This window comes from Mobilisporobacter senegalensis (assembly GCF_003752155.1).
Lineage (GTDB): Bacteria > Bacillota > Clostridia > Lachnospirales > Lachnospiraceae > Mobilisporobacter > Mobilisporobacter senegalensis.
Genome location: NZ_RJVG01000003.1, coordinates 229,483 through 247,916 on the forward strand (window position 1 = coordinate 229,483; position 18,434 = coordinate 247,916).

Here is an 18,434-nt window from a genome sequence, read left to right on the forward strand (position 1 = left end):
AATGAGGAATGAATATGGAAACTATACTATCATTATTAAAGACCATCCTTGAGCAAGGATTTATTTATGGAATATTAGCTCTTGGTATCTATATAACTTATGAAATACTTGATTATCCGGATTTATCAGTAGATGGTACTTTCCCATTGGGTGCAGCAATTACGGTAGCTTTCATCCTAAATGGCGTGGATCCGTGGATAGCCATTATAATCTCCTTCCTTGGAGGAGCACTTGCAGGATTGGCAACCGGTATATTTCATGTTGTATTTGGCATTAAAGACCTTTTATCAGGCATCTTAACCATGACGGCCCTCTACTCTATAAATCTAAAAATAGCTGGGAGAGCCAATGTACCTATCACCAATGAGACCAGAATATTTAATAGTGGAATTACTGAATATATCCCAGAGAGCTTAGCTAATTATAAAACATTAATTATAATCTTTATATGCGTAATAATCATTAAAAAGCTATTAGACTTATATCTTAAGACTAAGTCAGGGCTTCTTCTGCGTGCAACAGGTGACAATCCCGGAATGGTTACTCTTCTGGCAAAGAATCATGGTTACATGAAGATTATTGGTCTTATGATCTGTAATGGATTAGCTGCAGTGGGTGGCAGCATATTGGCCCAGCAGCAGAGATATTTTGATTCAACTATGGGAACCGGTATGCTGGTAATGGGTCTTGCATCTGTTATTATAGGAAGGTCTATTTTTAAGAAAAGCAAATTTATGAAAGCTACTACAATGGTTCTTATCGGTTCTGTTATATATAAAACATGTTTAGCGGTTGCCATATATTATGGAGTGAATCCAAATGATCTGAAACTCCTTATGACAATTCTATTCCTTATAGTTTTAATCTCTAATGATGCAATTGGGAAAGGAGGCTTTAAAAAATATGTTAGAGCTTCAAAAAATTAATAAAACCTTTCATAAAGGTACCGTCAATGAATCTGTTTTGTTCAGAGATTTTAACTTAACTGTAGAAAAAGATAATTTTATCTCTATTATTGGAAGCAATGGTTCAGGTAAGTCCACTTTACTTAATGTAATCTGCGGTACAATACCAGTTGATTCAGGTAAAGTACTGCTTAGAGGCAATGATATTACCAAGATGAAAGATTTTAAACGTTCTGATTTTATTGCCAGAGTTTATCAGGATCCTGCAAAAGGTTCCTGTCCCTCTTTTTCTATCCTGGAGAATATGGCGTTAGCTGATAATAAAGGGAAACCTTACTTATTTACAAAAGCTGTGAATAAAAGCAAAATAGATGAATACAGGACTCATCTTGAACAGCTTCATCTTGGACTTGAAAATAGAATTCACGATAAAGTTGGAAATTTATCCGGTGGTCAGCGTCAGGCTCTTGCAATGATCACTTCTACTCTCACACCCAATGATATTCTAATATTAGATGAACATACTGCAGCTTTGGATCCCAAGACAGCGGATAACATTATGGAATTGACTTATGATCTTATAAAACGTAAAAATCTGACTACTATTATGGTCACTCATAATCTTAAATTTGCTCTCTCCTATGGCAATCGACTTATGATGATGCATCAGGGGGAATCGATTATAGATGTATCAGGGGAAGAAAAAGAACGAGTTCAATTAAGTGAAGTTTTAGAACGCTTTAATGAGATAAGTATAGAGACTGGAAATTAATATATCAATGATTTAAAATAAACTGGTGTACTCATATATAGATATGTATTCATATTAGAAAATACTTTAACCAAAATTTTTGAACCTTCAATCAGGAGTGAATACTGGTTGCAAGTCCTTAATTTCCTTGATATAATGGTCTGGAGTTTAATTTAAGGAGAATAAGTATGAAGAGACAAGATGAAGTAATAGCTGGATCAAGTGAAACATTACGCCAGTTAAATTATATAGAAAATTTAAAAAAACACTATATTGATAAAGCAAGTGAAATTGGCAGACCATTAACTGCACACATTGCTACTTTTGGCTGCCAGATGAATGCGAGAGATTCTGAAAAAATTGCCGGTATCCTTGAACAGATAGGTTATACCATGATAGATTCCGAAGATGCTGATTTTGTTGTATATAATACTTGTACTGTCAGAGAAAATGCAAACTTAAAGGTATACGGCAGACTTGGATACTTAAGTAAATTAAAAAAGAAAAATCCCAACATGATGATAGCTTTATGCGGATGTATGATGCAGGAAGATGCTGTAGTGGAAAAAATCAAGAAAAGCTATCGATTTGTTGATATCATTTTTGGAACTCATAACATCTTTAAACTTGCAGAATTGATTCAGGCCAGAATTGAATCGAAAGGAATGATCATTGACATTTGGGAAGGTACAAAAGAAATTGTAGAAGATCTTCCAAGTGAGAGAAAATTCAAATTTAAAGCAGGGGTTAATATTATGTATGGATGTAATAACTTCTGTAGTTATTGTATCGTTCCATATGTAAGAGGCAGAGAACGAAGCAGAGATTCAAAAGATATCATTAAAGAAATCAAAGAACTCGTTGCAGATGGAGTTGTTGAAATAATGCTGCTTGGTCAGAATGTTAACTCCTATGGTAAAACTCTTGAAACTCCTATGTCATTTTCTGAATTACTTCAGGAAATTGAACAAATTGAAGGTTTGGAAAGAATTCGTTTTATGACTTCTCATCCCAAGGATCTATCTGATTCATTGATTGAAGTGATGAAGAATTCCAAGAAAATATGTAATCATTTACATCTTCCGGTTCAGGCAGGAAGTTCAAGGATTTTAAAGATCATGAATCGAAAATATACAAAAGAACAATATTTAGAATTAGTTGAGAAAATCAAGGCGGCCGTTCCTAATATCTCACTTACCACGGATCTTATTGTAGGTTTTCCGGGTGAAACGGAAGAAGATTTTTTAGAAACTCTTGATGTAGTAAGAAAAGTTCGTTATACTGCAGCATATACTTTCATCTATTCCAAAAGAACAGGTACTCCTGCCGCAAATATGGAAGAACAAGTGCCGGAAGAGATTATTAAAGACCGCTTTAACCGGTTATTAAAAGAAATCCAAAAAATCTCATCTGAATTATCAGAACCTGATACTGGTTCTATTCAAAAAGTATTGGTGGAAGAAATCAATGGACAAGATAACAGCCTCTTAACAGGACGATTAAGTAATAATCTTCTTGTTCATTTTAAAGGAGATCCCTCATTAATTGGTAAAATTATTGATGTAAGGCTTGATACTTGTAAAGGATTCTATTATTTAGGAGAAGCAATCCTGTAAATTATATCTGATATTTAAATGATAACAAAAAATATAGGCCTGCCACTTTTTTATTATTAGTGACAGGCCTTCCTATATTCCTGATTTATAGATCAACTGAATTGATATGTCAGGATTTCTTCAAAGTTTCCATTATAACAATAGTAAACTGTTTTATCTATATGGGAATAGACCATTGATAAAGCTGTCTTCCATTCTCCATTCTGTCTTACTGCCTGCAAGACTTTAAATGCGTCTGAAACGCTAAGATAGTGATCCTTATCTAACATGTCATTAACAATTTCATATCTGTCTAATCCATCCCCTGCCACTTCTTTTTTATCCTTATAATCACATAAAGAAAAATTAGTCATTACATAATAAGGTGACTCATTAAATTCACTAAATATATTCTTTCGTCCTGGCTCCACAATCCATACGTTTCCATCTTTATCTGATATCATATTATGTACACTATAATCTGGAACATTTACCACTTCCATATTATTCAAATACTCATTTAATTCATTAGGAGTTATTATTTCATACAGGATATCATTCACCAGTTTCGTTGTATGTGTAACTTTCCTGCCTGCTCTCCTGTAACTGCCCGTTCCGTTTGAATCAACCATTAAATGATTAATGAAGGTTCCTTCTTTATTAACACCAAATGAGGGCATTTTACCTCTCCCGCCATCAACTAAGACTGAGAAAACTTTAGGATCTTTTGTAGATACTTCAAATGGCATTCCATTATTGTCAAAATTCATGGCTACTATGATATTTTTCTTTCTATAGACAAAACTTGTACACATTTTTTACCCTCACTTTTAAATGAAATACATTGTTGTACTTTTCCTGATTAATCTTCTGTCCTGCTTATATGATTGCTTTTGAGCTTTATAAAAATCCACCTAAAAGCATCAAAAATCCCACCATAAATTATTGCAGAAATTATATGTCCAATATACCAATATATTGATATATTCCCCAAAATAGTATTACATGCTATTAAAGGACCCGAATTCATGAAATCTCTGGTAAAATCCATTCTGGATAATCTTAAGAGAATGGGATTAAAATATATTAACACAATACTTTTAGAATCTCTACCTTCATAATGCATATATATCATTAACAAACTAATGATTACAAACCAAAATGTAAATGACTTTATTATTTTCTTAATCATGGTATCCCTCATTTATACAATATTTTCTTTACAAAACATATAAAAAACGGTCAACTTTAATGTCCTTATTTCCTACATCATCTCTTAACAATCAAACACTCCCTTATTAGTAATATTTTTAAGAAAGAATTATCCTCATTATAAATTATGCTTCATAATATTTCCACATTTATTTTAAAGTCAGCTTTGCCAACAATGACTAAAATAAGCCTTAAATAAAATAATTATTTTGAGCGTCATCCGGCCGAAGATGGTGTTCATGTTTTGTCAAGACTCTAAGGAATAATGAATGTCCATAGCATTCATTATTTCTTAGCTTAGAGGCTTGTAAAAAACATACCATCATGAGGGAAAGGTAGCTCAAAAATTATTTTATTTAAGGCTTTTCTAAACATCAAAGGGCAAAGCGTCTGTTTACAATATATGATAAATTACAACTTAAACACTTCAACAATAGATTTAAGGGAATCTGCAGAAGAAAGTGTTTCTTTTACTTTATTATAGGTTTCAGTCGTTAAAACTTCGATACCATGATTATGTTTTACAATATCTATGACGCCCTTTGCTGATTCACTGATTGCCGAATTGATTTCATCCATTTCAGAAGTGATTTTAACCATTGTTTCACTAAGGTTATCAACTGCTTCATGAATATTGTCCATAGTATCATTCACATAGATAGCATCTTTATTATACTGGTCACTTACACTGATAAAGTTAGAGTAATCAGATAGTACATTTTCATCCAGAAAATGAAGAATCTGAATTAAACTATCCGACATCTTCTTAACTGCAAGATTAACACTTTCAACGATTTCTGTAATATTAGATACTGTATTGGCAGATTGTTCCGATAAATTTCTAATTTCATTCGCTACAACACTGAATCCTCTCCCCGCTTCTCCTGCTCTCGCAGCTTCAATGGATGCATTTAATGAAAGGAGATTCGTCTGTGCTGCAATATCCATAATTGTATTGGTTAAATCGTTAATTTTAGAAACCGATTTTGATTTTTCAATTGCTGTTTCCGTTTCTTTCTTTACGGAATCATAAATTAATTTTGTCCTGTTACTGGCAATCTCCGTACTTTTCTTTAGATTTTTGGCTCTGTCCATAATAGATTTAGAAAGATGAACCCCGGTAATTGCTTTTTCGCGAATATCAAATGTTCTTGCTTCGATATTCCCAATATCTTTATTGATAGAATCTGAACTTGTTGAGCTTTGTTCCATACTGGCAGACAGCTGTTCACCAGTTGCAGAATTATCATAAGCATTATCATTGACTGTATTGGCAATATCATAAAGATCATTAGCACGATTACTGATCATTTCTGAAGATTCCAACACCTGCATCATCATTTCCCGGAAGGCTTTACGCATTTTAAGTATGGATTTGCTCATATGTCCGGTTTCATCTTTTTTATTTGTTAAGTATTCATAAGGATCATCGGCAGACAGGTCAAAATCAGCAGTCTTTTTAATTAATTTAGTTACTTTCTTAATTGGAGTGGTAATTGTGTAGGAAAAAAGGTAACCAATGGTAGAAAGTATAATTATAATTAATATGGATATGATAACAGCGCTCTGAATCATTCTTGTTATGGGTTGATCAATAACTTCTTTATCAATTACCATACATAAAATCCAATTATTTATTGGAGAAATCCTATAACTTACATAATAATCCTTGCCATTCATATTATTATGTAAAACAGCCGGTTCAGGTATCTTTCCCTCTGATATTTTCTTAACGATATCCAATAAGTCCTTATTTTGCGTTACCGTACCGATTATTTCAGTATTGGGATCATATATGTATGTTCCATTACTATCTAAAAGATATGCATAACTATTCTTTTCATCTAATACCTTAATATTTGCAATGGTATCAGATAATAAAGATACTTTAACGGTAGTGGTTAGTATCCCTACGACTTCATTTTCATCATAAACAGATACCTCAGGTATTCCAAGGGTAACTACAGGAGTTCTATCCTCTCCGGCAAAAAAAACATTACTTTGAGCTGGTATTTTATCTTTGATAATTTTCTGGATATATTCTTCCTGAGAACAATCGGTACCTATCAGGGAAGTATCAGAACTTAAAACAATCATTCCAGAGAGATCAAGGAGGGAAATATTCTCGTGGTCTGAATTTTTCTCCATATATTTCTCAAGAGCTCTTTTGGATTCTGCTTTCATACGCACTCCTTTTGAACCTTGAAAATTAAATAAATCTTCTGAATTATCCAGATATGACATGGAAGCATTCATTGTATCAATGGATTTATCAATATCTTTACTTCTGGCATTTACTAAATCTAATAATGTCGTCTTTGTGTTATTACTTAAAACATTTCCTGATATATTAATGATATAAGTTGATGCAACTAATACTGCTAAAATAATGAAAGAGACCATAAGAAGGGCTATTTTAGTATTAATGGAATGAAAGGTTTTCATTCCATTAATACTATTTCTTTTTTCTTTCTGTTCAACTATGTGGGCCTGATCTGTAATTCCGTTCTTCTTAGATCTGATTCCTTTTCTATTCCATCTAAATCCTATCTTCATTTTAGAACCCACCTTCATCTATCGTCTCCTTTATTCTTTCACCCCACCTAGAGCAACTCCTGCAATAATATATTTAGATAAGGCAAAATATACAATGAAAATAGGAATTACAGTAAGTGTCAAACCAACATAAGTTCTGCCCAGATCAAAATTAGAAGGATCTACATCTTTGATTTTAGCAATTAACATTGGCAGGGTATATCTTTTTTCTTCAGAGATAATCATTGCCGGAGTGAAATAATTATTCCAGGATGCAATAAAAGCAAAGATTGCCTGGGTTGCAATTGCTGGTTTTAATAAAGGCAATGCAATCCTGTTAAAGGTATTAATTTCACCGGAACCATCAATTCTGGCTGCATCAACGATCTCAAGGGGCAAACCATTCTTCATGAATTGTTTCATAAAAAATACCACACTTGGAGCTGCAATTGCAGGAAGAATTAATGGAATATATGTATTTAACAGTCCTAATTGCTGCATAAAACGAAAAAATCCAATTGCGGATACTTGTGCCGGAACCATCATGACTGCCAATATAAATGACCAGGCAAAGTTTCTTCCCTTAAATTTATAAACAGTAAGACCATATGCGACCATACTGGAAGCATAAACACATAATCCAGTTGATATAATTGAAATAAAAGCACTGTTGCCCATATTCAGCCATACATTTTTATACTCACTTAAAAAATTCGTTAAGTTATTTATTAAATGATCAGATGGTATCAAACTTATCCCTTGTTGAATTGCAACACTTGTTCTTGTGGAGTTAACAAGCATGATCCAGAAAGGAAGTATACTTAAAATACATAAGAAAATACAAACAATATATCGAATGGTCCTTTGACTTATTAATAAAGGCTGAAATTTATTTTCTCTCTTTTTATTATTCATAATAGTCTACTCCTTTCCTATTTTTTTCATATATTTCTTATTCTCTTTACGTTCTTTAATTTCATCTTTATCCCTCATTATATAAAATAGGATTAGACTTAATATTAAAGTCACGACAAACAATAATACAGATGCAGTTGCACCTTTACCAAGGTTCCTCGTTGAAATACCATGTTTAAATATGTACATTGAAATTGTTTCTGTCTTATAATCAGCCGCTTTTTTGATCATTAATTTTGGAATATCAAACATTTGCATGCCACCGATAGCTGATGTTACTAACGTATATAATAATATTGGTTTTAGTAGTGGTAATGTTACATTCCGATATATTTGTTTGCTTGTTGCACCATCTACCATAGCTGCTTCAAACAAACTTGGGCTAATGCCAAGAACACCTGCAATTAAAATAATCATTGTATTTCCATACCACATCCAGAACTGAATGAATGCAATTAAAAGCCTGCGAAAACCAGTATCATTTAACAAGTCGAAAGTTTTTTCCTTTAATCCTAAACCAACCAGGAATTGATCTCCAGGACCACCAACAGCAAATAAGGAATAAAATAAAGCTGCTATTGTTGCTGCTGTGATAATATTTGGCATATACATCATTACTTTAAATCCGCCCTGGCCTTTTAATTTAATTCTTATATCAGTAAACCAGGAGGCTAAAAGTAAGGATAGTAAAATTTGAGGTACAAAATTGAAAAACCAGATGTAAAATGTATTATAAAAGGCATTACCGATTGATTGGGGTGAACCCGCGATATTCCCTAGTATTTTCGAAAAATCAGTGATAAATAATTTTATTTCTGACATATAATTTTTTAGCCCAATAAAATTCGGTCCAACATAAGAGGCACCCCCATTGCTGGCATAATATTCGTAAAAACTTAAACCCAGTGTATATAATAATGGCCAAAGTGAAAAAATAAGATATACTATAAAAAACGGAGCAATAAAGAAATATCCAAATCTTCCATATTCAATTGTTTTTTTCTTTCGTCTTTGAATTTCACTTTTACTATTTGAATTACTCATATATGTCACTTCCTTATTCTCAGATTTATTCATAGTTATATATTATGCGGTCCGCAAAATAGCGGGCCGCATAATAATCAACGTAAAAACTCCTATATCATGTTTTACGGTCTGGACTTATTCAGTTAATTCTGCAAATTGTCCAATCACAGAAGATTTAAAGTCTGCAATCGCAGTTTCTTTATCTTTTTCTCCTGTTGCATATGCTTTTGCTTCTACGTGGAAGGCATCATTAATTTTCTGATCATAAGCTGTCATGATGGAAGTATCAATTTGATCAGCGGTTTCTGCAAAAATCTTATAGTATTCCTGATTGCCCAGGAAATCAAATGTTCCTTTTCCGTCATCGATAATTCTCTTAATAGCAGCTGTATTATTAACGTAATCTTTCTTTTCTACAGAGTAGTTGTACATAGCATCTTCATCACAAGTAAAGTATCTTATGATTTCAGCAGCCAGGTCTTTGTTAGAGCATTCTTTACCTGCTGCAACCCATGTACCGCCCCAGTAGTACCATTGTGGTCCCTGAGTCATGGCCCAGTCACCATAAGTACCAGTTTCTGCGTCGCCGGCATTTGCCATAAGTGTCCATTGTACAAACCAGGTAGAACCGAAATAACCAAATGTTGAATCATTTCCGGCATTCGCTGCCCATGCATCTGACCATTGAGTAGTTCCATTGGTTAATCCTTCTGTTTCAAGAATCTTATTGAATTCTAAATACTCTTCCATTTTTGGATCAACTGTAAGTTTACCATCTTTCACCCAGGCAGATGTTCTTGCGGACATATATGGTCTGAATGCATCATCTGGACCTGAAAGCATTTTTGTAGCTCCGCCTGATTCTTTGCTGATCTTTCTGGCTACTTCTAAGAAAGAATCCCAGTCTTTAATCATTTCCTGAACTTTTGCCGGGTCATCTGTTCCAAGATATTTCTTAGCCAGGCTTCTTCTATAGATAAATTCTCCAGGTGCTGCCTGCCAGGAAAGTCCTTTCTGGCTATTATCACGTTCGTCTTGAGCTGTGGTTACAGTGTAATTATATTGATTTGGGTAATCAGCTGCAGTAATGCCTAAATCATCCATCTTTAATGTATTATCAGAAGAAACATATTTCTTAATATAATCTGCTTCTAAAAGTAAAAGATCTGGTGCATCTTCAGCCCCACTGCCTTCAAATGCCAAGTCAAGCTTTTCCTGATAAGCATCTGTACCAGTAATGACATATTGAAAATCATATTTATCTTTGTATTCTGGATGATCTTTTAAGAAGAAATTTTCCATCATTCCCTGGAATTCATCATTCCATGACCAGATGTAGAATTTTTCTTTACCAGTATCCGTCTGATCGGTTTCATCCGATTCTTTATTCGTTTCAGCCACTTCATCGGTTTTTGTAGCTGCATCTTTAGAATCGTCTTTCCCGCAAGCTGTTAAGCTACCTAACACTAACACTGCTGTTAATGCCAATGCCATAATTCTCTTTTTCATACCTTATCCTCCTTAAGATTAATACAATAAGTTATTAGTGCGAAAGCCTACTTACAGAATTCCCTGAGAGTAGTTTCCCTTTCACCACAGCTCTTGTGATAAGAGTTGTTTTCGGTCTTTCGATTAAGCTAATTAAGTGATCTGCTGCTTCTTTGCCTAATAAATAAGTATCTTGTTTTAGAGTCGTAAGTTTTGGTTCAAGAACCTGTGTAAAATGAAGACCATCGTAGCCAACTACAGAAATGTCATCTGGAATATGCAATCCTTGCTCTTTTATCTCATTGATTCCACCTATACATGCAAAATCATCAGGATAGATAATGCATGTAGGTCTGGATTTCAAGGCAAGTAATTCTCTGGTTCGGCTTGCGGCGGATTCGGTATCATGGTAAATTCCTTCTTGCACATAGCTTTCAGGGATTTCAATCTGTAATTCTTCCATAGTCCTATAGAAACTTGTGACACGATCCCTTGTAACTGAAGAATCGGCACCATGGATATAAGCTATTTTACGATGCCCCATGCTGTGAATATATGTAACCAAATCTCTCATCCCAGCAATATTATCAGAAATAATTGCTGTTCTGTTATTAAAGATATGATCGATGGTAACAACAGGTATATCACTATTAATTAATTCAACCACTTCCGGTTCATCAAAATTAACACATGCAATTACCACTCCATCAACGCCGCGATATCGACAGTGTTCATAATAAGACATAGCTCTGGTTCCAATATGATGATTAATAAATGTGACATCATATCCTCTCTTCTCGACATTTACTTTAAAATTATCAAGAACACTGGCAAAATACTCATGAGTCAAACCACTCCTGGCTTCATCTACAAACAATACTCCTATATTATAAGTACGATTTGTTTTTAAAGCCCTTGCAGCAGAATTAGGGAAATACCCCAGTTCGGCAGCTGCCTGTTTAATCTGACTCCTAGTTTCGTCTCCAATATCACTGTAACCGTTTAAGGCTTTACTTACAGTAGCAACAGAAACACCACACTTTAAAGCTATATCTTTCATTGAAACCATTTTCGGCACCTCCAAATATCATTAATATCAATAGTCCACAAATGTAGAACTATACAAAATGTGGAATTTTATCTATTTATTATACACTAGATTCCACAAGATATCAAAATAAATAGAGCTGCACACTTCACTTAATCGTTTTCGCATTTTTAGTATAGCGCAATTATGTTAAGAAAGCAAGAGTAATTTTAAATTTTTTTGTTAATATGCTCAATATATAGATAAGACAAAAGATTTATTATATTATTTTATCAAATCATTTCTTGTTTTATGATAGTTTTATATACATATTTACGAATACGATTTACTAAAAATGAAATTTTCAGTTCTTTTTCTTTATCTTATCTCTTAATTCGTTTCAGTTCTACATAATATCTATATATTGCTATATAAAATAGTTCCTAATTTATGTAATTATACAAAAATAAAATATAATAAAACTTAATATTGATTTAATAATAATTATAATATATACTAAAATAGTAAATAAAAAGTTTCTTGAAAATCTACTTAACCGTTTTCGCAAAACATAAAACTTTTAACTTACTATAATAAATTTAATAGCTGTATTATCTATTAGATTGAATGGAGACGAATATGAAATATGGATATTTTGATGATACAAATAAAGAATATATAATTACCTCACCAAATACCCCGCTTCCCTGGATTAATTACTTGGGAAGTGATAACTTTTTTTCTTTGATTTCTAATACCTGCGGGGGATATAGTTTTTACAAAGATGCCAAGATGTTACGCTTGACAAGGTATCGCTATAATAATGTTCCACAGGATTGCAACGGAAGGTATTATTATATAAAAGAGGAAAATGATATATGGACACCTGGGTGGCAACCGGTAAAAACATCCTTAGATGAATATTCCTGCCGCCACGGATTAGGATATAGTATCTTTTCTTCTGCAAAAAATAATTTACAAGCTACTCTTCTGGCTTTTGTACCTCGTAATGATAATTGTGAAATTAATCAATTAAAATTAAAGAACAACAGTAATAAAGAAAAGAAAATATCATTATTTTCTTACGTTGAATTTTGTTTATGGAATGCTGTTGATGATATGACTAATTTTCAGAGAAATTACAGTATTGGTGAAGTTGAGGTTCATGGCAGTGAAATATATCATAAGACTGAATACCGTGAAAGAAGAAATCATTATGCAGTATATGCTGTTAATTCTCCTGTTGATGGATTTGATACAAGTAGAGATGCATTCATCGGGCCTTATAAAAGTGTTGAAGGCCCTGAAGTTGTAGCTGCCGGAAAATCAACGAATTCTATTGCAAGCGGCTGGGCTCCAATTGGATCCCATAACATTAATATAATATTACAGCCCGGGGAAGAAAAAAGTTTTATATTTGTTTTAGGTTATATTGAAAATCCTTCCGATGATAAATGGGAATCTGACAATATAATCAATAAAAAACCGGCTAGAGAATTGTTAAATCGTTATAATACAGATGAAAAAGTTGAGAGCGCTTTATTAAAATTAAAACAACACTGGAATCATCTTTTAGATCACTTTAATTTAGAAAGTAATGATGATAAATTAAACCGTATGGTAAATATCTGGAATCAATATCAATGTATGGTTACTTTCAATATGTCCAGATCTGCTTCTTATTTCGAATCAGGAACTGGTCGTGGTATGGGATTCAGGGACTCTTGTCAGGATCTATTAGGGTTTGTTCATCTGATTCCTGACCGTGCCAGAGAAAGAATTCTTGATATTGCTGCAACTCAGTTTGAAGATGGAAGTGCATATCACCAATATCAGCCCCTTACCAAAAAAGGAAATCTGGATATTGGAAGCGGATTTAATGATGACCCATTATGGTTAATCGCATGTGTCAGTGCTTACATAAAAGAAACCGGTGATATTGGCATACTGAATGAAATGGTTCCATTTGATAATAATGAGGAAAAATCCCAAACATTAATGGAACATCTCAGACGATCTTTTCAATACACGAATACACATTTAGGACCTCATAAATTACCCCTTATCGGCCGTGCAGACTGGAATGATTGTCTTAACCTGAACTGCTTTTCCAATGAACCCGGTGAATCATTTCAGACATGCAGTAATTTTGAAAGCGGGAAAGCTGAATCCGTATTCATTGCAGCCATGTTTGTAAAATACGGAAAAGAATACGCTAAGATATGTAATCTTATTGGCTTAGGAGAAGAAACAGATAAAGTTTTAGAATCAGTAGAAAATATGTATAATGCAATTCTTGACCATGGTTGGGATGGAGAATGGTTCCTTAGAGCATACGATGCTTACAGTGAAAAAATTGGTTCTAAAGAATGTGCCAGTGGCCAGATATTTATCGAACCCCAAGGTTTCTGTGTGTTGGCAGGTGTTGGTGTAAAGGAAGGTCTTGCACAAAAAGCATTAGATTCCGTGAAAGAAAGACTTGATACCAGATATGGTGTAATGTTGCTTCAACCGGCTTATACGAAATACCACCTTAATCTTGGTGAAATTTCTTCTTATCCGCCTGGATACAAAGAAAATGCCGGTATCTTTTGTCATAATAATCCTTGGATATCTATCGCAGAAACAGTATTAGGTCGAGGAGACAGAGCTTTTGAAGTCTATTCAAAGATATGTCCTGCATATATTGAAGATATCAGTGAAATTCATCGTACAGAACCATATGTATATTCACAGATGATTGCCGGCAGAGATGCAGCCGCCCATGGAGAAGCAAAGAATAGCTGGCTGACCGGTACTGCCGCATGGACATTTGTAAATGTATCTCAATACATATTGGGTATTATGCCTGCATATGATGGATTAAGTGTTGATCCTTGTATTCCAAAATCAATGGATACATTTAAAATCAAAAGAAAATTTAGAAATGCTACTTATAATATAACCATTCATAATCCCAAACATGTAGAAAAAGGTGTAAAGAGCCTTACTGTAAACGGCCAAGAAATGGAAGGTATACTTATTCCACTTCTACCGGGTGTAACCCAATATGATGTTACAGTAATCATGGGATGATAATAATTTAGGGAGTATACTTTTTATATATAATACTATAAAACTTCATCCTAAAAAAAGGAATCTATTTTAAAGCTGATTCATTCTAAAGATAGATTCCTTTTTAGAAGTTTTATAATATTTCTACTTATTCTTTATTAACCATACGATACATGATCCCTTCATAAGGTCTTAATGTTAAATTAGATAAATCTAATGATGAATCCTTATAATTGCTGATTAATATATTTAATGATTTATCTGATGCTCCGGGATATTTAAAAATCACATCTTTTTCGTAAAAATTACACACTACAATAATTTTTTCTTCATTCAGATTTCGTTCATATGCAAAAATATTATCATCTTCTTCATAAATCATTTTAAAATCCCCATAAACGATAGCTGTATATTCTCTTCGAATCTCAATTAATTTTTTATAATGATAAAAGATAGAATTGGAATCTGCCAGATTATTTACTACATTGATACGTTTATAATTAGGATTTATCTTTAACCAAGGTCTTCCGGCAGTAAAGCCTCCATTTTCAGAATCATCCCATTGCATAGGAGTCCTTGCATTATCACGCCCTTTGGCATAAATAGATTCCATGATCTCTTCATGGGAATAACCGTTAGCAATCCTCTCATTATACATATTGCGGATTTCTATATCATTATAGTCTTCTATACTCTCAAATTTAACATTAGTCATGCCTATTTCTTCCCCTTGATAAATATATGGTGTCCCTTTTAAACCATGAAGCAGGGTAGCGAGCATTTTACCGCTTTCCATATAATACTCTTTCTCATTTCCAAAACGGGATATAATTCTTGGCATATCATGATTGCACCAGAATAAACTATTCCAGCCTTCATTCATGAGTTCTGTCTGCCACTTATTCATGACTTTTTTCAGTCCGATAAAATCAAGTGGAGCCAGCTCCCACTTCCCTTTTCCCGGCACTTCATCAAGTAAACAATGTTCAAATTGAAAGATCATACTAAGTTCACTTCCGTCCGGATTAGAGTATTGTCTTGCAATTTCCGGAGTTGCACTCCAGCACTCTCCTACAGTTAATAAATCTTTATTTCCAAAGGTATGCCGGTTCATTTCCCGAATATAATCATGTAGTTTTGGTCCATTTACGGTAATCATCTCATCCGGTATTTTCCCGATCATTTCAAGGACATCCATACGAAACCCACCGATTCCTTTATCAATCCAAAAATTCATAACATCCCAGATCTCTTTTCGTACCTTTTCGTTTTCCCAGTTTAGATCCGGTTGTTTTTTAGAGAAGAAATGGAGGTAATATTGTCCCGTAAGTTCATCATACTCCCAGGCACTGCCTGAAAAATTAGATCCTAAATCATTAGGAACGCTGTCATCTACCGGATCTCTCCAAATATAATAATCTCTATAAGGGTTGTCCTTTGATTTTCTTGATTCAATAAACCATGGATGTTCATCTGAGGTATGGTTTGCCACAAGATCCATAAGGATTTTAATACCACGCTTACCTGATTCTGATAAAAGTTCTTCCATATCCTTCATTGTACCGAATTCATCCATAATGTCAGTATAATCACTAATGTCATATCCGTTGTCATCATTAGGAGACTTGAACACCGGACTTAACCAGATTACATCAATTCCTAATTCTTTAAGATAATCCAGTTTTGAGATAATTCCCTGCAGGTCCCCTATTCCATCTCCATTGCTATCCATAAAACTTCTTGGATATATTTGATATACAATACTCGATTGCCACCATTTTTTCTCCATCTTAAATCCTCCTGTGATTTTTTCAATCTAAAACTTAATCTGATTTATCAGATAACTTTTCAAATCTTACTTGACATAAAATATATTCAAATTATAATAACATTATATATACACATAAAATATAAATCTTGTATTATTTTGCTTATTAATAATACAATTTTGACCTATTAAAATAAATGAATGTAAATGGAGAATTGAATGAAAGATATCAATCTAAAAGAGAAAATCAATCATGGAGATGTACTTTATCCCTTAAAAATATATAGCCATTATGATCCGAATTCCAACTTTTTTGTTTCATACCACTGGCATGAAGAAATTGAATTGGTTTATGTAGAAGAAGGCGAATTGGATATTAAATTAAATACAACGACTCATCGTGGGAAAGCAGGGCAATTATTCCTGATCAACAGTGAAACCCTGCATCAGATCATTGGAGTTACTTCTTCTGTTCACCATGCAGTTGTATTTTCTCCAAATATATTAAGCTTTGAAACTTTTGATTATTCTCAAAGCCACTATATTAATCCAATTTTAAAACATGATTTAAAATTACCGGAGATTATAGATATGAACACTGATTTTGGGAGAGAAATCTTTACAGAATATAAGAATTTACTTAATGATTATAATAACAGGGAAGCCGGATGGTTTTTAAATACCAAGGCTTCCCTACTTAGAATTCTTGCAATCCTCGCAAGAAAAGATTTATTAATATCTAATACAATTTTGGAACAAGAACAACATAAAATCGAAATGATGAAACTAATTATCACCTATATTGAAAAAAACTATTCTTCTAAAATTACTCTTGATGATTTGGCCAGATGCACCAATTTAAATAGTCAATATTTTTGTCGTTTCTTTAAATCCATTGTTGGAAAAACTCCAATTGAGTTCGTAAACCAATATAGAATTGACAAAGCAGCCACACTTCTGCAGGAATCCAATAATAAAATACTGAATGTATGTTATGAAACAGGTTTTAATAATGTCAGCTACTTTATTAAGAAGTTCAAGGAATACAAGGGATGTTTACCGTCTGAGTTCAAAGATATTATTCAAAAGAATCATTTATCAGAGAATGATCCGGCAGAATAAATACAAGCCATCAAAAAACAAAAGGAGTTTTTTCTATCTCAGAATATGTTTCCTGTTGATATTTGATGCTTAATGGGAAGGAAGCATTTTCATTGACGGTCTCCACTGTTATAGCTGGTTTTTCAATATATTCAGAATAGTAATGTACCGTATTCCCGCCTACTTGATCTGGTTCAAATTCATCATCAGGATTTCCTAAATAGTATCCGGTTAATTTTGAGATATTTAAAGCAATCTCCTTTTGTCTTGAATTATATTCATTTGACATGGCATGCCTGTAATAATAGATCACTTTTCCTCTGCTATGATAGTCTATGTATCCAATAGATTTTACTCTATTAAATATCTCTATTAATACCTTGGTCTCTAATTCACTTCCCGGGAACTCTCCGCTATAAATATTCGACTCTCTTACAGGAGATTTTGACCTCCAGGTAACGGATGGAAAATTACGGTTCAGATCAATTCCTCTTCCATTATATTTCCACTGTGAAGAAGGGATATTAAGACTCTTATCATAGTCTCTTAACTCTTTATTCTGAATCTCATCAAATCCTTTTAATGAGATCATGTACCCATCTGGATTAAGCAAGGGGATAAAATATAACGAGTAATTCTCAAGATAATCCGATATTTTCTTTTTCCATAAGCCGTGAATATCTATGTTGTTTTGATTTATTAATATTTTGCAATATGTTTCTAACATTTTCATCATCACAATGGTATTAATCGTTTCACGGCCATGAACCCCGCCGGTACATATCACGTTATTGCTGCCTTTTCCCACTTTAAGAAGCATGATATTTCGATTATCATAGGATTTACCTATTTCTTCAATTTCTAAAATATCTGAATACTGGTCCCGTAAATAAATACAATCTTCTATAAAATTATCATAGTAATAATTTCGGTTTAATGTTATCCTCAATGAAAAAACCTCCCAATCTTTATACTGAATCAAACAATTTTACTTATCCATTGGAATTGTTAAGTACAAGTGATGGATAATTTTCTTTCCTATTATCAGTATATGAAG

Annotated in this window: 14 protein-coding genes; 5 read left to right on the top strand and 9 right to left on the bottom strand. The window is 33.2% G+C overall.

What is annotated here, in order from left to right:
• The first annotated feature begins 14 nt into the window (after positions 1-14).
• From EDD66_RS06470 to miaB, 3 genes are all read left to right on the top strand, one after another.
• The gene (locus tag EDD66_RS06470) at positions 15-926 is read left to right on the top strand and encodes an ABC transporter permease (RefSeq protein WP_170164267.1); all 912 of its coding nucleotides are present in this window, start codon (positions 15-17) and stop codon (positions 924-926) included.
• Positions 904-1,677 carry an ABC transporter ATP-binding protein gene (locus tag EDD66_RS06475; protein WP_123608743.1) on the top strand — a complete coding sequence of 258 codons (774 nt, stop codon included), beginning with the start codon at positions 904-906 and terminating at the stop codon, positions 1,675-1,677. The genes EDD66_RS06470 and EDD66_RS06475 overlap by 23 nt, the downstream gene beginning before the upstream one ends.
• Before the next feature lie 167 nt (positions 1,678-1,844).
• Positions 1,845-3,272: a tRNA (N6-isopentenyl adenosine(37)-C2)-methylthiotransferase MiaB gene (gene miaB, locus EDD66_RS06480; protein ID WP_123608744.1), complete on the top strand. Its 1,428-nt coding sequence runs from the start codon at positions 1,845-1,847 to the stop codon at positions 3,270-3,272.
• Positions 3,273-3,364: 92 nt separating this feature from the next.
• Here miaB and EDD66_RS06485 read toward each other — a convergent pair whose 3' ends face one another.
• The 7 genes from EDD66_RS06485 to EDD66_RS06515 all read right to left on the bottom strand — a co-directional run bounded on the left by EDD66_RS06485 (position 3,365) and on the right by EDD66_RS06515 (position 11,496).
• Complete coding sequence (locus EDD66_RS06485) at positions 3,365-4,066, bottom strand: hypothetical protein (protein ID WP_123608745.1); 702 nt, start codon at positions 4,064-4,066, stop codon at positions 3,365-3,367.
• Positions 4,067-4,113: 47 nt separating this feature from the next.
• Positions 4,114-4,443, bottom strand: coding sequence for a hypothetical protein (locus tag EDD66_RS06490; RefSeq protein ID WP_123608746.1), 330 nt, complete (start codon positions 4,441-4,443; stop codon positions 4,114-4,116).
• Between the two features lie 431 nt (positions 4,444-4,874).
• The gene (locus tag EDD66_RS06495; protein ID WP_170164268.1) at positions 4,875-7,019 is read right to left on the bottom strand and encodes a methyl-accepting chemotaxis protein; all 2,145 of its coding nucleotides are present in this window, start codon (positions 7,017-7,019) and stop codon (positions 4,875-4,877) included.
• Between the two features lie 30 nt (positions 7,020-7,049).
• Positions 7,050-7,913: a carbohydrate ABC transporter permease gene (locus tag EDD66_RS06500; protein ID WP_123608748.1), complete on the bottom strand. Its 864-nt coding sequence runs from the start codon at positions 7,911-7,913 to the stop codon at positions 7,050-7,052.
• 6 nt (positions 7,914-7,919) lie between these two features.
• Positions 7,920-8,957 carry a carbohydrate ABC transporter permease gene (locus EDD66_RS06505; protein WP_123608749.1) on the bottom strand — a complete coding sequence of 346 codons (1,038 nt, stop codon included), beginning with the start codon at positions 8,955-8,957 and terminating at the stop codon, positions 7,920-7,922.
• A gap of 117 nt (positions 8,958-9,074) precedes the next feature.
• Positions 9,075-10,448, bottom strand: coding sequence for an ABC transporter substrate-binding protein (locus EDD66_RS06510; RefSeq protein ID WP_123608750.1), 1,374 nt, complete (start codon positions 10,446-10,448; stop codon positions 9,075-9,077).
• A gap of 34 nt (positions 10,449-10,482) precedes the next feature.
• Positions 10,483-11,496, bottom strand: a complete 1,014-nt coding sequence (locus tag EDD66_RS06515; protein WP_123608751.1) for a LacI family DNA-binding transcriptional regulator — start codon at positions 11,494-11,496, stop codon at positions 10,483-10,485.
• 597 nt (positions 11,497-12,093) lie between these two features.
• Here EDD66_RS06515 and EDD66_RS06520 point away from each other — a divergent pair.
• Positions 12,094-14,529 carry a GH36-type glycosyl hydrolase domain-containing protein gene (locus tag EDD66_RS06520; protein ID WP_123608752.1) on the top strand — a complete coding sequence of 812 codons (2,436 nt, stop codon included), beginning with the start codon at positions 12,094-12,096 and terminating at the stop codon, positions 14,527-14,529.
• A gap of 127 nt (positions 14,530-14,656) precedes the next feature.
• Here the strand turns inward: EDD66_RS06520 and EDD66_RS06525 are convergent, their stop codons facing one another.
• A complete protein-coding gene (locus EDD66_RS06525; RefSeq protein ID WP_123608753.1) occupies positions 14,657-16,297 on the bottom strand; it encodes a glycoside hydrolase family 13 protein in 1,641 nt (546 codons plus the stop codon).
• A 198-nt stretch (positions 16,298-16,495) separates the two neighbouring features.
• Here EDD66_RS06525 and EDD66_RS06530 point away from each other — a divergent pair, with 198 nt between their 5' ends.
• Positions 16,496-17,398 carry an AraC family transcriptional regulator gene (locus EDD66_RS06530; protein ID WP_123608754.1) on the top strand — a complete coding sequence of 301 codons (903 nt, stop codon included), beginning with the start codon at positions 16,496-16,498 and terminating at the stop codon, positions 17,396-17,398.
• Between the two features lie 10 nt (positions 17,399-17,408).
• Here the strand turns inward: EDD66_RS06530 and EDD66_RS06535 are convergent, their stop codons facing one another.
• Positions 17,409-18,326 (bottom strand): M14 family zinc carboxypeptidase, encoded by a 918-nt coding sequence (locus tag EDD66_RS06535; protein ID WP_170164269.1) that lies wholly within the window; start codon positions 18,324-18,326, stop codon positions 17,409-17,411.
• Between the last annotated feature and the right edge of the window lie 108 nt (positions 18,327-18,434).

Excerpts from the sequence above, each read along its gene's own strand:
- EDD66_RS06470 (WP_170164267.1), top strand. The coding sequence starts at position 15 with ATGGAAACTATACTATCATTATTAAAGACCATCCTTGAGCAAGGATTT.
- EDD66_RS06475 (WP_123608743.1), top strand. The coding sequence starts at position 904 with ATGTTAGAGCTTCAAAAAATTAATAAAACCTTTCATAAAGGTACCGTC.
- miaB (WP_123608744.1), top strand. The coding sequence starts at position 1,845 with ATGAAGAGACAAGATGAAGTAATAGCTGGATCAAGTGAAACATTACGC.
- EDD66_RS06485 (WP_123608745.1), bottom strand. The coding sequence starts at position 4,066 with ATGTGTACAAGTTTTGTCTATAGAAAGAAAAATATCATAGTAGCCATG.
- EDD66_RS06490 (WP_123608746.1), bottom strand. The coding sequence starts at position 4,443 with ATGATTAAGAAAATAATAAAGTCATTTACATTTTGGTTTGTAATCATT.
- EDD66_RS06495 (WP_170164268.1), bottom strand. The coding sequence starts at position 7,019 with ATGAAGATAGGATTTAGATGGAATAGAAAAGGAATCAGATCTAAGAAG.
- EDD66_RS06500 (WP_123608748.1), bottom strand. The coding sequence starts at position 7,913 with ATGAATAATAAAAAGAGAGAAAATAAATTTCAGCCTTTATTAATAAGT.
- EDD66_RS06505 (WP_123608749.1), bottom strand. The coding sequence starts at position 8,957 with ATGAGTAATTCAAATAGTAAAAGTGAAATTCAAAGACGAAAGAAAAAA.
- EDD66_RS06510 (WP_123608750.1), bottom strand. The coding sequence starts at position 10,448 with ATGAAAAAGAGAATTATGGCATTGGCATTAACAGCAGTGTTAGTGTTA.
- EDD66_RS06515 (WP_123608751.1), bottom strand. The coding sequence starts at position 11,496 with ATGGTTTCAATGAAAGATATAGCTTTAAAGTGTGGTGTTTCTGTTGCT.
- EDD66_RS06520 (WP_123608752.1), top strand. The coding sequence starts at position 12,094 with ATGAAATATGGATATTTTGATGATACAAATAAAGAATATATAATTACC.
- EDD66_RS06525 (WP_123608753.1), bottom strand. The coding sequence starts at position 16,297 with ATGGAGAAAAAATGGTGGCAATCGAGTATTGTATATCAAATATATCCA.
- EDD66_RS06530 (WP_123608754.1), top strand. The coding sequence starts at position 16,496 with ATGAAAGATATCAATCTAAAAGAGAAAATCAATCATGGAGATGTACTT.